Source organism: Massilia sp. KIM (assembly GCF_002007115.1).
Lineage (GTDB): Bacteria > Pseudomonadota > Gammaproteobacteria > Burkholderiales > Burkholderiaceae_D > Telluria.
Genome location: NZ_MVAD01000002.1, coordinates 1 through 13,465, shown reverse-complemented (window position 1 = coordinate 13,465; position 13,465 = coordinate 1). Strand labels below are relative to the sequence as shown.

Sequence of the window (13,465 nt, the reverse complement as noted above, 5' to 3'; positions counted from 1 at the left end):
CGGTATTGTTCTCACTTGTACAATAGCGCACTGCACAATATTTACGCTCCCCTTTCGAAAGAAACAACATGATTAACAAGAAACATATCGGCGCAACGCTGGCGGCCCTGACCGCCGCCCTGTTCGCCCAGGCGGGCCATGCCGCCGACGGCCTGATCGATTCCGTCTCCTTCGAGTACGGCACCAACCCGCAGCAGAAATTCGCCCGCGTCGCCGTCCAGTCCGACTGGGACAAGCGCTGGTTCTCCTCCAACGGCCGCCACCTGTCGGGCTACTGGGACGCCAACGTCGCCGTGTGGCGCCTCGAGGCCTACCGCAACGTGCCGGGCCAGAACAAGAACATCGGCGTGATCGGCTTCACCCCGGTGTTCCGCTACCAGGCGGACGACAAGCTGGGCTGGTATGGCGAGGCCGGCATCGGCATCAGCGTGTTCTCGAAGCTGTACAAGAACGAGGATAAGGAACTGTCGACCGCCTTCCAGTTCGCCGACCACGTGGGCGTGGGCTACACCACCCAGAAGTGGGACATGAGCCTGCGCTTCCAGCACTACTCGAACGGCAGCATCAAGAGCCCGAACGCCGGCGCCAACTGGGTGATCGCGCGCGCCGCTTACCGTTTCTGAGCGTTCCCGCTCCTTCCGCGGCGGCTCGCGCGTGGCGCGGGCCTGCCGCGATTTATGACACAATCGTCCTGACCCGCCCGCAGCGGCGCGCATTGTTGCCGAGGCACGATTGACCCCATCCGACACCCTGAAGCGCTATCTTCCCTGGCTCGTCGCCACTGCCCTGTTCATGGAGCAGCTCGACGCCACCATCGTCAATACGGCGATTCCCAGCATCGCGTCCAGCCTCGGCGTCACGCCGCTCAGCCTCAAGTCGGTCGTCACCAGCTACATCCTCGGCCTGGCCGTGGGCATTCCGGTGAGCGGCTGGATGGCCGACCGCTTCGGCACCAGGCGGGTGTTCTTCATCGCCATCGCCATCTTCACCCTGTCCTCGGTGCTGTGCGGCCTGTCGGTGAACGCCGGCATGATGACGGCGGCGCGCCTGCTGCAGGGCCTGGGCGGGGCGATGATGATGCCGGTCGGGCGCCTGGCCATCGTGCGCACCTTCCCCAAGAACGAACTGCTGGGGGCGATGAACTTCGTGATCATCCCGGCCCTCATCGGCCCCCTGCTCGGCCCGACGGTGGGCGGGCTGATCGTGCACTGGACCTCGTGGCGCGTGATCTTCTTCGTCAACGTGCCGGTCGGCCTGCTGGCCCTGTACTTCGTGTGGCGCCACATGCCCGACTACCAGGGCGAGGAGCGCCGTCCGCTCGACGTGCCCGGCCTGATCCTGTTCAGCAGCGGCACCGCGATCCTGTCCTGGCTGCTGGAGGTGTTCGGCGAGCACACGCTGGCGCCGCTGACGGCCGGACTGCTGTTCGCGCTGTCGGCGGCCCTGCTGGCGGCCTACGCCTGGCACGCGAGCCGCACCGAGCACCCGCTGCTGCGCCTGGCCCTGCTCAAGGTGCGCACCTTCCGCATCGCGGTGCTGGGCGGTTTCATCACCCGGCTCGGCGTGGGCGGCCTGCCCTTCCTGCTGCCCCTGCTCTACCAGCTCGGACTGGGCCTGCCGGCCTGGCAGTCGGGCCTGTTGATGATGCCGGCGGCGCTGGCGGCGATGGGCATGAAGCTGTTCGCCTCCAGGCTGCTGGGGCGCTTCGGCTACCGCCAGGTGCTGGTGGTGAACACGATCTGCATCGGCATCACCATCGCCCTGTTCACGCTGGTCGGCCCGGGCACGCCGGTGCCGCTCATCGTGGCCATCGGGCTGATGCAGGGCTTCTTCAATTCGCTGCAGTTTTCCAGCATGAACACCCTGGCCTACGCCGACATCGACCAGAAGGATTCGAGCATGGCGAGCACCATCTCGAGTTCCTTCCAGCAGTTGTCGATGAGCTTCGGCCTGGCGGCCGGGTCGATCGTGACGGCCTGGTTCCTGGGCGGCGTGCCCCAGACCGACCAGGCGCAGGTGACGCGCGCCCTGCACCACGGTTTCGCCACGCTGGCGGTGCTGACCGTGCTGTCGGCCTTCATCTTCCGCCGCCTGCGCCGCGACGACGGCGACAGCATCAGCCGTGGCCAGGCCCAGGCGGTGCACAGCGCGCCGGTGGCCGCGACCACGGAGTAAAGGGCGCTCAGGCCGGGGCGGCCAGGCGCGCGAGCAGCTTCTCGCGGTTGTTCAGGACGAAGTCGACGAAGGTCGGTTCCTTGACCGCCAGGCGCACCAGGCCGGGCAGCAGCGGATAGCAGAACTGCGCCACCTTGCGCACGCATTCGTCGTTGCGCAAGGCCGCCTGTGCGCCTCCGGCGCCGCCCTGCAGCAGCGGCATCAACTCGGCGCGCTTGCGCTCGACGATCGCCTGCATCGGCTCCATCAGCTTGTCGCGCATCCCTGCCTTCTCGACGGTGTCTTCCATGGCGGTCCTCCGGTGGTTGGTCACCACGGCATGGTGCCGCAAGGCGCATCGCCGCGCGCTGATGCGGGGCAAGCCCGCGCGCCGGGACTTATGCGCCGAGGCAGACGCCCATCTTGCCGCCTTCGAGCGGGATCGGCAGCCCGGGCTTTTCGACATGGTAGTAGAGCGAGACGATCTTCCAGCCATCGGCGCCGCGATACAGCTGGATGCTGTTCACGCCGGTGAAATCGGCCTTGGCGGCCTTGGGATCGCGCCGGCTCTCGACCACGCTGTAAACGCTGGCGAAGCGGTCGTACTGGCGCACTTCGCGCGCCACCTCGCATTCATGGAAGCCGTCCGGACGCGGGGCGCGCTGGGCGTCAATGAAGCTGGCCGCCTTCATGCTGGAGAAGCTGGGCTGGTCCTGGCGATAGACGCCGCCGGCGACGATGGCGTCCGGCCGGAACAGGGCCTCGAGCCGCGCCACGTCGGCCGCCGCGCCGGGCGCATGGCTCAGGCTCTTCCACAGGGCCGCGACGGCGGCGGTGGGCGATTCCGCGGCGACGGCAAGGAGCGGCGCCGTGGCAAGGACGATGGCAGTTGCGGTGCGCATGGATGATCCTCATGGTGGCGATCCGTCCAGTATAGCGTCGCAGTGCCCGGCGCCCGCCTGCCGGCAGCGCGCCCTTCCCTGCACCAGCAGCACCAGGGCGAGGACGATGGCGCAGGCGATCCACATCGACCACAGGGTATGGGTCAGGAAGTGGGCCCCGCGCAGCTGCTGCAGCCAGCCGACGCCCAGGCCGAAGGCCAGCGCTGCGCCTCCTGCCAGCGAGGCCTTGCGCGGCGAGGCCGGCAGCCATAGGACCGCCAGCGCCACCAGCCACAGGGCGCTGGACGCATGGCCGGCCGGAAGGCAGTGGCCGGGCGACACGCCGGGCGGCAGCGCCTCGAAGATGCGCAGGTAGGGCGCGTCGCCGCCATAGCGCGCCAGGTCCCAGGGGCAGTGGGAGCTGCTGTGCTGCTTGAGCAGGCTGATGGCCAGCGGCACGCAGGCGGCGGACAGCGCGATCACGCGCAGGCGCAGTCGGCCCGCCATGCCGAGCCTGCGCAGCGGCCGGACCGCGTCCACCAGGGCGGCGCCGATCAGCGCCACCGCCGCCGCCGTCAGCGCGGCCTTGAGGATGCGGTGGTTGAAGGTCTCGGCCAGCCAGGCGTGACGCCAGGGGAAGACGCCGCGCGCGTGGTCGAACATGGCGTCCGCCAGCCACAGGTCGACCCCGGTGCAGGCGCCCAGCCAGTAGATGAGCGGCGCGCTGGCGCACAGCAGGGCGATGGTCCAGGTCGCGGCCTGGGCGTTCAGCAAGCGTGGCGTGCGCATCTCAGGAACCGCGGATGCAGGCGTGGAACAGGTCCAGCTTCGGATTGAGCACGGCGGTGTCGACGTCCAGCATGCCGAGCACGGAATGGAACACGTTGTCGTGCGAGAGCGGCTGCTGGCGGCGCGCCGCCAGGCAGGTGCGGTCGATGCCGAAGCGTTCGCTGAAACCTTCCGACATCCACAGCATCATCGGCACCTGGGTCTGCTCCTTCGGCGCGAACAGCCAGGGCGCGCCGTGCAGGTACATGTTGCCTTCGCCGAGCGATTCGCCATGGTCGGAGAAGTACAGCATCGCGGTGTCCCGCCCTTCGCTCTCGGCGGTCGTGCGCAGCAGGGAAATCGTGCCAGCCAGGAAGCTGTCGGTATAGAGAATCGTGTTGTCGTAGGCGTCACGGATGGACTCGCGCGAGCACTTCTCGAAGTCGTTGGAGTCGCACACCGGCCCGAAGCGTCCGAAGCCGGCCGGGTAGCGCTTCGCATAGGCCGGTCCGTGGCTGCCCTTCTGGTGCAGCACCACCACCAGGTCGCGGTCGCTGGAGCGGATCAACTCGGGCAGGCCGTCGAGCAGGTGCTCGTCATAGCATTCGTCGCCGGCGCAGTGCGGCGCGCCCGGGGACGGCGTGGAGACGTCGAGGAACTCGACGCGCTTGCAGGTGTCCTTGCAGCCCGAGTTGTTGTCGATCCAGACCACGCGAAAGCCGGCGTGCTTGAGCACGTCGAGCAGGCCCTCCTGGTGATGCGCCTTGTCGCTGTCGTAGCGTTCACGCCCCATGGCCGAGAACACGCAGGGCACCGACACTGCCGTCGCGGTGCCGCAGGACTGCACGTTGGTGAAGTTGACCAGGCCCGGCACGCGCGCCAGCATCGGATTGGTCTCGCGGGCATAGCCGTTGAGCGAGAAATTCTGGGCGCGCGCGGTTTCGCCGACCACGATCACGGTCACGGTCTTGCGCGCCTGGCCGGCCCACGCCTTGCCCTTGACCGCGTCGCGCCCGAGCGGGGCGATGGCGGCCGGCTTGCTCCACTTGCTGCGCAGGTAGCCGTGCAGGGCCTGGATGTAGTTGGTCGGCGTGAGCAGGTAGCGCAGTTCGCGGTGCTCGCGCAGGGTCGGCGCCAGGCTCTTGAACAGCAGAACCAGCAGCAGGGCCGCCAGCGCCAGCGAGCCGGCGGCGATGCCGGAGCGGCGCAGGATGCCCCGCAGGCCTTGCGGGAAGCTGATGCGGGCGCGCGCCACGTAGAGGGAAGGCAGCACGCCGAGCGCGCCGACCCAGAGCGCCAGCTTCCCGCTCAGCAGCTCGCCCGCTTCGCGCGTATCGGTCTCGAACAGGTTCTGGATCATGGCCTTGTCGATCACGATGCCGTATTTGAGGATGAAATAGCTGGCGAAGGAAGCGCTCAGCAGCAAGGCGATCAGGAGGGGCTTGGCGATCCAGCGAAAGCTCGCCAGCGTGAGCAGCGCGTTGAAGAACAGGAGCACGATCAGGAAGGCGCCCGCCAGCAGCGGCAACTGCGCCGGCGAGACGCCGCCCGCCGCATGCAGGAAGGTCGACCAGAACTTGATGTTGCCGGTCGTCGCGAGCAGCAGCGAGACCGTGAGGATGAGCATGGGAGCGCTGATGCGCGGGGAGATGATTCTGTCCAACTGTGTCCACCATCGTGAGGGGCAGCCAGGCGCGGCTGCCTTAGCTGCTCACGATAGCGGTGGGGGTGTCATCGGCGCGTCAACGCCGCGTTAAGACAGCGTTAAGCGGACCGCGTCACACGGCGAGCGCGGGCGTCGCCGCGGGCGAGGCGGCGGACGAGGGGAAGGTGATGGTGAATCGGCTGCCGCCGCCGGGCCGCGCTTCGTACTCGAAGCCGGCGTGCAGGTAGTCGCAGATGCGGCGCGCCAGCGCCAGGCCCAGGCCGGTGCCCGAGGAGCCTGTCGAGCGCACCGCCCCGCCCTGCCCCAGCGTGGCCTGGACCGCCGGCGGCAGTCCGGGGCCGGTGTCTTCGACCACCACGCGCCCGCGCGCCACCGTCACCGCGACCTCGCCTTGTTCGGTGTACTGGCAGGCGTTGCGCACCAGGTTGCCGATCGCCGCCGCGCACAGCTCGCGCGGGGCCTGCACCGTGAAGCCTTCGCACTCGAGGTAGCGCATGGCCACCGGCTTGTGTTCGACCAGGTGGCGGTAGCGCTCCACTTCCTCGCTGGCGATGTCGTCGACGGCGACCAGGGGCTGGGCCTTGAGCTCGGGCGCCCGCGCCAGCATCAGGAGCACGGTCACGCACTCGGCCGCCTCGCGCGCCGCGCGGTAGATGCGTTCGGCCGGGGCGCGCACGGCGGCGGGATGGGCCGGGTCCATCAGGATCTCGGCCGCGCCCATGATCACGGTCAGCGGACTGCGCAGCTCGTGGCTGACGTCGCCCGTGAAATAGCGTTCGCGGTCCAGCACGGCGCGCAGCTCGCGGGTATGGGTTTCCAGGGCGCGCGCCAGCACGCCCAGCTCATCGGGGCGCTCGGTCAGTTCCAGCGGCTGGCGCTCGGCGCCGACCGAGTCGGCCAGCGCCCGCACCGGGTTGGCGACGCGCTTGCCGAGGAAGCGGCCGAGCACGGCGGCGAACAGCAGGAAGCCGCCGAAGCTGAGCGCGTACATCGAATACACCACCACCTCGATCTTGTCGTAATCGCTCTCGTGGTCGACCACCACCCAGCGGCCGAGGGCGTCGTGGCCGGCCAGCACGTGCAGGCGCGTGTCTTCGACGTCGACCTTGTGCACGCCGTCCTCCAGGCCCCTGAGCGGCGCCGGAATGTCGGCATTGCGGTGGAAGCGCAGGCCGGCCGGCATGTCGACGCCCAGACCGGCGGCCTGGCGCGGCACGGCCCAGGCCGCGGCGGCGCTCAGGCGGTTGTCGACCAGGTGCACCTCGATCCCCTCCACCGCCACCGCAAAGATCACGGCAAAGAACACCGAGGACACGAATCCGAACAGCAGGAAGGCGCCGAGGATGCGCCGTTTCAGGGATTCAGCGCGGCGCATCGGGCTGCACCAGCTTGTAGCCGACGCCCGCGACCGTATGCAGCATCGGGGCGGCGAAGGGTTTGTCGATTGCCTGGCGCAGCGCGTGAATATGGGTGCGCAGGGCGTCGCTGTCCGGACGGTCATCGCCCCAGACGGCATGTTCGAGGGTTTCGCGGGTGACGATGCGGGGCGCGGCCGCGATCAGGGTGCGCAGCAGGATGTAGCCGGTCTTGGTGAGCGTGACCGGCACCCCGGCGCGCGATGCCTCCTGGGTCTCGGGGTCGTAGCTGAGTTCACCGAAGCGCAGGGTGCTGCTGGCGCCGTGCGCGCCGGCGGAGCGGCGCACCAGGGCTTTCAGGCGCACCTCCAGCTCGACCAGCGAGAAGGGCTTGACCAGGTAATCGTCGGCGCCGCTGTCGAAGCCGGCCACCTTGTCCGGCAGGCTGTCGCGCGCGGTGAGCATCAGGACCGGCGTGTGCTTTCCGAGCTCGTTGCGCAGCTTGTGGCACAGCTCCAGGCCGTTCAGGCCGGGGAGCATGACGTCCAGGATGATGACGTCATAGTCGTTTTCCGACGCCAGGGCCAGGCCGCCATAGCCATTGCGGGCGGAATCGAGGACGTGGCCCTTGGGCTCGAAGAAGCCGTAGAGATTGGCCAGGATGTCGGGGTGGTCTTCAACGATCAGGATGCGCATCGGGCTATTGTAAAGCGGTCTTTACGCGCCTGCTGCGGGCGCCGCTTCCGGCCAGGGGTTGTTCTTGATGAAATCGACGAAGGCCCGCAGCGGGGCAGGAAGCAGCCGGCGTCCGGGGTAGTACAGGAAAGGACCGGAAAAGCTGGGCCACCACTCTTCCAGCACCGGTTCGAGCTGGCCGCGCGCCATGTAGGGGCGCAGCCAGTCCTCGAATAGGAAGACGATGCCGGCGCCGCCGGCGGCGCAATCGATCATCAGGTCGAGTGCGCTCCCGACCTGCACCTGGAGGGGGCCGGAAGGCTCGATGGTGACGGTCTCACCCTCGCGCTCGAAGAACCAGTCGATCGGCTTGCCGCTCGCGAAGCGCGCCTTCAGGCAGGCGTGGCCGAGCAGCTCGCGCGGATGCCGGGGCCTGCCGTGGCGCGCCAGATAGGCGGGCGACGCGGCGGCGGCAAGGCGTTGCGATCGTGGTCCGATGGGCACCGCGATCATGTCCTGTTCGAGGCGCTCGTCGTAGCGGATGCCGGCGTCGCAACCTGCGGCCAGGACGTCGACGAAGCTCTCCTCGCCCACCACTTCGACACGTATTTCCGGATAGGCGGCAAAAAAGGGCGGCAGAATCCTCGGAAGCACCAGCTTGGCGGCGCTCATCGGGACGTTCAGGCGGAGCGTCCCGGTCGGGGTGTCGCGAAAGCCATTCACGACGTCAAGGGCGCTGTCGACCTCCGAGAGCACAGGATCGAGCCGGGCCAGAAGGCTGCTCCCAGCCTCGGTCGGCACGACGCTGCGTGTGGTGCGGTTGAGCAGGCGGACGCCGAGCCGCGTTTCGAGGCGGCGGACGGCGTCACTCAGTCCCGAGGCACTGCCGTTCGTCACGCGCGCCGCTTCCCTGAAGCCACCTGCCCGCGCGACGGCGACGAAGGCGGACAGATCGCCGAGATCGACTTTCATGCTGATGAGCCTCCGATGAATTGTTCGGGAAAACGTACAACCCGTCCGAACTATACCGGATTGTCTTACGCCCCGTGCCGGCCGATCATGAGCTCACTGTTCAACAAGGAGAAACATCATGGCAAACATCGACAAGGCAGGCAAATATCAACTCGGCGGGCGCCTCGTGCGCCGCATCGGCTACGGCGCCATGCAATTGGCCGGCCCAGGGGTCTTCGGACCGCCCAGGAACCCGGAAGCGGCGCGCGCCGTGCTGCGCGAGGCGGTCGCGCTGGGCGTGGATCACATCGACACCTCGGACTTCTACGGTCCCCACGTCACCAACCAGCTGATCCGCGAGGCCCTGCACCCCTACCCGGACGAACTGCTGATCGTCACCAAGATCGGCGCGCGGCGCAACGCGCAGGGCGCCTGGCTGCCGGCGATGTCGGGGGCGGAGCTGGAGCGGGCGGTGCACGACAACCTGCGCAACCTCAGGCTGGATTCGCTGGAAGTGGTCAACTTCCGCAGCATGCTCGACGTGTTCAAGCCGGCGGAAGGCTCGATCGAGGAACAGCTCACGGCGCTCGCCGAATTGCGCGAGCGAGGCCTGATCCGCCACGTGGGGCTGAGCAATGTGACCGCGCGCCAGGTCGAGGAAGCGCAGCGCATCCTGCCGATCGCCTGCGTTCAGAACATGTACAACCTGGTGCACCGCCATGATGATCCGCTGATCGACACCTTGGCCGCTGCCGGCCTTCCCTACGTTCCGTTCCTTCCCTTGGGCGGCTTCAATCCGCTGCAGTCGGAAGTGCTGTCGGGGGTTGCGGCCCGGCTGGAAGCGACACCGATGCAGGTGGCGATCGCCTGGCTGATCCAGCGCTCGCCGAACATCCTGCTGATTCCCGGGACTTCGTCGGTGGAGCACCTGCGCGAGAACCTGCAGGCGGTTGAGCTGACGCTGGACGCGGAAGCGCTGGACGCGCTGGAGCGCATCGCTGGCCAGGCCTGACGGACCTTACATCGCCGCCTTCAGCGCGGTCAGGTAGCGCTCGCTGACGGCCACCGTCGCGCCGCAGCGCAGGGTGAGCTGGTAGGTGCCGTCGCCGGTTACGGCCACGCTGCCGATCTGGCTGGTCCTGACGATGGCGCCACGGTGGACGCGCAGGAAGTCGCCGGGGGGCAGCATGGCTTCGAAGCGGTTCAGGGCGATGCGGTGCAGGACGCTGCGCCCCGCCAGGTGCAGCTCGACGTAGTTGCCCGCCGATTCGATCCACAGGATGTCGCCGACGCGCACCTGCTCGATGCGGCCCACGGAACGCACGCTGATGCGCTCCACCGGCTGGGCGGCGCCGACGTAATCGCGCAGGGCCGCCCCATAGGCTTCGCGCTGGCGCTGTGCCAGCATCGCCCCGATGCGCTCGACCGTCTGCGCCAGGCGGGCGTCGCTCAGGGGCTTGAGCAGGTAGTCCAGCGCATGCACTTCAAACGCGTCGACCGCGTGCTCGCTGTAGGCGGTGACGAACACGATCAACGGCGGCTCGCGCAGGCGGCTGATCTCGCGCGCCAGGACCAGGCCCGATTCGCCCGGCATCTGGATGTCGAGGAAGATCACGTCGGCCTCGCGCTGCGCCAGCACGGCGCGCGCGCTGGCCGTGCTCTCGCATTCCGCCACCAGCTGCCAGTGGGGATGCTCGGCCAGCGCGAGGCGCAGGTTGGTCCTGCCGGGAGCCTCGTCGTCGACGATCAGGTAGCGCACCGTCATGGCCTACTCCGCCTCCATGGGCAGGCGCACCTCAGCGACGAAGCGCTCGCCCTCGCGGCCGGCGGCAAGGCTGGCGCCGGGGCTCGTCAGGCGCAGCCGCTCGCGCGTGTTGGCCAGGCCCAGCCCCGCGCCAGGATTGGGGCTGGCATGCAGGCCGACCGGGTTGGTGACGCGCACCACGACCGTGTCGCCTTCCTGGGCAAAGGACAAGAGGATGTCGCTTGGGCCTGCGCGGCAATCGAGGTCGTGGCGCAAGGCGTTTTCGATCAGCGGTTGCAGCAGCAGGGGCGGACACGCTGTGTCGTACAGGTAGCCGCCTTCGCCTTCGATTCTCACCTGCAGGCGGTCGCCGTAGCGCAGGCGCTGCAGGTCGAGGTAGTCGCGCACGAACTGGAGCTCGGCGGCCAGGGTGACGGTATTGCGCATGCTGGCGCTGAGGGCGTAGCGCAACAGGTCGCTCAGGCGGCCGATGCCCGCCAGGGCCAGCGGCCGGTCGCCGTCGCGCACCAGGGCGCTGATCGCGTTCAAGGCATTGAACAGGAAGTGCGGCTCGAACTGGGCGCGCAGGGCGAGCATGCGCTGCTCTTCCAAAGCCAGGCGCAGGTTGAGCATGTCGGTCTGGCTGCGCTGCCAGGCCAGCTCGCGCTCCCTGCCCTGGCGCCAGTAATGGATGGCGAGGATCGCGGCGAAGGTGCCGGTGGTCGAGAACCAGCCGACCAGCAGCATCTTGAGCAGCAACTGGCGCACGTCTTCCAGGCTGTCGATGGCGAGGTAGCCGCGCAGCCAGGCCATGTAAGTCCATTGCGCCGGCTGGAAGACCAGGACGAGGGCGATGAAGAGGAGGAGGACGTGGCGCGGACGGGCGATCAGGCCGGGCCAGCGCACCAGTGCCAGGTGCAGGCCGGCGCTGAGGACGATCAGCGGCGCGGCGTATTCGACGAACCAGGTCACGAGCAGCGCCGGATAGTGGCTGTCGATGCCCACGCGCAGGTTGTCGCTGTAGGTCTGCAGGGCGCCCAGGGCGCTGATGGCGGCCCACAGCAGCACTGTCCAGGCCACGGTGTGCGCCACGGCGGGAAGTGGACGGGCCGTGGATGCGATGTCGACGCGTGGATTCATCGGAAAAGTATAGCAGCGGCTACATGGGCCAATCCTTCAGGGAGGGCGTCTTCGTCACGCCGAACCGGGGTTTCGTCCCCCGGCTGCATCGGCGCCGCGCGAGGGGTTGCAGAATCGTCCTGTCTCAACTTCAGGACGACCATCCATCATGAACGACATCACCCGTCTCGCCGTCGCCATCGCGCTCGGCGCCGCCAGCGCCGCCGCCGACGCCAACGACTGGAGCGCTCCCCAGGAACCCTTCGCCCTGTACGGCAATAGCTGGTACGTGGGCACGCGCGGCATTTCCTCCGTGCTGATCACTTCCCCCGCAGGTCATATCCTGATCGACGGCGGACCGACAGGCTCCGGCAAGCAGATCGCGGAGCACGTCCGCAAGCTGGGCTTCAAGGTCGAGGACATCCGCTACATCCTCAACACGCATGAGCACTTCGACCATGCGGGCGGTATCGCCGAGCTGCAGAAATTGAGTGGCGCCACGGTGCTGGGCAGCCCGGAGAACGTGAGAGTCGTCGGCAGCGGACAGCCAGACCAGGGCGATCCGCAGTTCCCCTCCCTCGATCCCATGACGCCGATTCGCAAGACCCGTGCGGTGGTGGACGGCGAAGTGATCAAGCTTGGGCCGCTGGCCGTCACGGCGCGCTTTACGCCGGGGCATGCAAAGGGTTCGACCAGCTGGACCTGGCAATCGACGGAAGGCGGGCGCACGGCGAGCCTGGTGTTCGCCGACAGCCTGAACGGAATCGCCGCCGATGGCCGGCGCTTCAGCAGGAATCCCGGCTATCCGGACGCGGTGGCGGATCTGCAGAAGTCGATCGGCATCGTGGCAGCGCTCCCCTGCGACATTCTGGTGACAGGGCATCCCGAGGCCAGCAGCCTGTGGGAGCGCAAGGCCGAGCAGGCGCGCCTGGGCAATGCGGCCTTCATCGATCGCCAGGCGTGCACGAACTATGCCGCGAAAGGGCGGGAACGACTGGCCCGGACATTGCGGGCCGAGGAGGCGCAGCCGTGAAGCGCATCGCCATGCTGGCCCTGGTGTGCGGCCTGGCCGGCTGCGCTGGAGCGGCGACGCCCTATGTGCTCGAGGGCACGGAGGTGCGCGCCGTGCATGCACGGGAGCTTAAGCGGGACTACGAAGTCTATGTCGCTCTTCCGGAATCTTATGGCGTCTCGGACCGACGCTACCCGGTGCTCTTCGTCACCGATGCCAATTACGGCTTTCCGATTGCGCGAAGCATCGCGCAGCGGCTGACGAAGCACGCCGGGTTCGAGGAGGCGATCGTCGTCGGGCTGTCGTACGCCAAGGGCGATACCGGTGTCTACAGCCGGCGTCGCGACTATACGCCGAGCGTGCCCCGCGTGAACGACTATAAGTCCGACATGCGGGGGCGTCCGGTGGCCTTCGGAGAAGCCGATGCCTACGGGCGGTTCATCGCGGCCGAGGTCTTCCCCTTGATCGCATCGACCTACCGCGCCGACATGCGGCGCAAGATCTTTGTCGGTCATTCGTACGGAAGCCTGTTGGGGCTGCAACTCCTGCTGAGCCGTCCGGAGACCTTCGAGCACTACATTCTGGGCAGTCCCTCGCTCTGGTTCGACGGTGGAGTGCTGTTCGATCGCGAGAAGGAGTATGCGCAGCGGCGGCGCGATATGCCGGCCTCGGTCTTCTTCGGGATCGGCGGCCTGGAGACCCTGGCGCCTGGAGAGAAGCGTTCACGCGCGGAAGAGACGGCCGATATGGTGGCCGACCTGCGCGAGTTCGATGCGAACCTCAGGGCACGGAAATACCGCGGCTTGTCGACGCGGCTCAGCGTATTCCAGGGCGAAGATCACGCGAGCGTCTTTCCGCTAGTGCTGACCCACGGGCTGCGGGGCTATCTCAAGAAGCGTTGATGGCGCCCGGGCCGCACATTGCGTTCCGGCCGCACAAAGCAAAGAGCCCGCTCAGATCACTGAGCGGGCTTTTTCTTATAACTAGCCTGACGATAACCTACTTTCACACTGGTTGCAGCACTATCATCGGCGCAAAGTCGTTTCACGGTCCTGTTCGGGATGGGAAGGGGTGGGACCGACTTGCTATGGTCATCAGGCATAACTTGTACGAGTCGCAGCGGTTTTCGCTACGGCTCTG

The 13,465-nt window shown here is 67.9% G+C and carries 14 protein-coding genes and 1 rRNA gene; 5 read left to right on the top strand and 10 right to left on the bottom strand.

All coding sequences use genetic code 11. From position 1 onward, the window contains the following. Positions 1-68 precede the first annotated feature (68 nt). Both B0920_RS14840 and B0920_RS14835 read left to right on the top strand, forming a co-directional pair. Complete coding sequence (locus B0920_RS14840; RefSeq protein WP_078033439.1) at positions 69-623, top strand: acyloxyacyl hydrolase; 555 nt, start codon at positions 69-71, stop codon at positions 621-623. A 109-nt stretch (positions 624-732) separates the two neighbouring features. After that, positions 733-2,175: a DHA2 family efflux MFS transporter permease subunit gene (locus B0920_RS14835; protein WP_078033438.1), complete on the top strand. Its 1,443-nt coding sequence runs from the start codon at positions 733-735 to the stop codon at positions 2,173-2,175. 7 nt (positions 2,176-2,182) lie between these two features. On the opposite strand, the gene B0920_RS14830 is transcribed toward B0920_RS14835, so the two are convergent. The 7 genes from B0920_RS14830 to B0920_RS14800 all read right to left on the bottom strand — a co-directional run bounded on the left by B0920_RS14830 (position 2,183) and on the right by B0920_RS14800 (position 8,471). After that, positions 2,183-2,464 (bottom strand): hypothetical protein, encoded by a 282-nt coding sequence (locus tag B0920_RS14830; RefSeq protein WP_078033437.1) that lies wholly within the window; start codon positions 2,462-2,464, stop codon positions 2,183-2,185. Positions 2,465-2,552: 88 nt separating this feature from the next. Beyond that, entirely contained in the window at positions 2,553-3,056 is a 504-nt protein-coding gene (locus B0920_RS14825) for a hypothetical protein (protein WP_078033436.1), read from the bottom strand. A gap of 9 nt (positions 3,057-3,065) precedes the next feature. Beyond that, complete coding sequence (locus B0920_RS14820) at positions 3,066-3,824, bottom strand: phosphatase PAP2 family protein (RefSeq protein WP_078033435.1); 759 nt, start codon at positions 3,822-3,824, stop codon at positions 3,066-3,068. Position 3,825: 1 nt separating this feature from the next. Continuing rightward, a complete protein-coding gene (locus B0920_RS14815; protein WP_267873376.1) occupies positions 3,826-5,466 on the bottom strand; it encodes a phosphoethanolamine transferase in 1,641 nt (546 codons plus the stop codon). Positions 5,467-5,581: 115 nt separating this feature from the next. Next, positions 5,582-6,844 carry a HAMP domain-containing sensor histidine kinase gene (locus tag B0920_RS14810; protein WP_078033433.1) on the bottom strand — a complete coding sequence of 421 codons (1,263 nt, stop codon included), beginning with the start codon at positions 6,842-6,844 and terminating at the stop codon, positions 5,582-5,584. Further along, positions 6,831-7,520, bottom strand: a complete 690-nt coding sequence (locus tag B0920_RS14805; protein WP_078033432.1) for a response regulator transcription factor — start codon at positions 7,518-7,520, stop codon at positions 6,831-6,833. The genes B0920_RS14810 and B0920_RS14805 overlap by 14 nt, the downstream gene beginning before the upstream one ends. A gap of 21 nt (positions 7,521-7,541) precedes the next feature. Beyond that, complete coding sequence (locus tag B0920_RS14800; RefSeq protein ID WP_078033431.1) at positions 7,542-8,471, bottom strand: LysR family transcriptional regulator; 930 nt, start codon at positions 8,469-8,471, stop codon at positions 7,542-7,544. Between the two features lie 118 nt (positions 8,472-8,589). Here B0920_RS14800 and B0920_RS14795 point away from each other — a divergent pair, with 118 nt between their 5' ends. After that, positions 8,590-9,462, top strand: coding sequence for an aldo/keto reductase family oxidoreductase (locus B0920_RS14795; RefSeq protein ID WP_078033430.1), 873 nt, complete (start codon positions 8,590-8,592; stop codon positions 9,460-9,462). A gap of 6 nt (positions 9,463-9,468) precedes the next feature. Here B0920_RS14795 and B0920_RS14790 read toward each other — a convergent pair whose 3' ends face one another. Continuing rightward, positions 9,469-10,215 (bottom strand): LytTR family DNA-binding domain-containing protein, encoded by a 747-nt coding sequence (locus B0920_RS14790; protein ID WP_078033429.1) that lies wholly within the window; start codon positions 10,213-10,215, stop codon positions 9,469-9,471. 3 nt (positions 10,216-10,218) lie between these two features. Next, on the bottom strand, positions 10,219-11,334 hold the full coding sequence (locus B0920_RS14785; protein ID WP_078033428.1) for a sensor histidine kinase: 1,116 nt from the start codon (positions 11,332-11,334) through the stop codon (positions 10,219-10,221). Between the two features lie 148 nt (positions 11,335-11,482). On the opposite strand from B0920_RS14785, the gene bla reads away from it, so the two are divergent. Next, entirely contained in the window at positions 11,483-12,346 is an 864-nt protein-coding gene (bla, locus tag B0920_RS14780) for a subclass B3 metallo-beta-lactamase (RefSeq protein ID WP_078033427.1), read from the top strand. Continuing rightward, a complete protein-coding gene (locus B0920_RS14775; RefSeq protein ID WP_078033426.1) occupies positions 12,343-13,227 on the top strand; it encodes an alpha/beta hydrolase in 885 nt (294 codons plus the stop codon). The genes bla and B0920_RS14775 overlap by 4 nt, the downstream gene beginning before the upstream one ends. A gap of 84 nt (positions 13,228-13,311) precedes the next feature. On the opposite strand, the gene rrf is transcribed toward B0920_RS14775, so the two are convergent. After that, positions 13,312-13,424: ribosomal RNA gene (gene rrf, locus B0920_RS14770) — 5S ribosomal RNA — on the bottom strand. Positions 13,425-13,465: the final 41 nt, after the last annotated feature.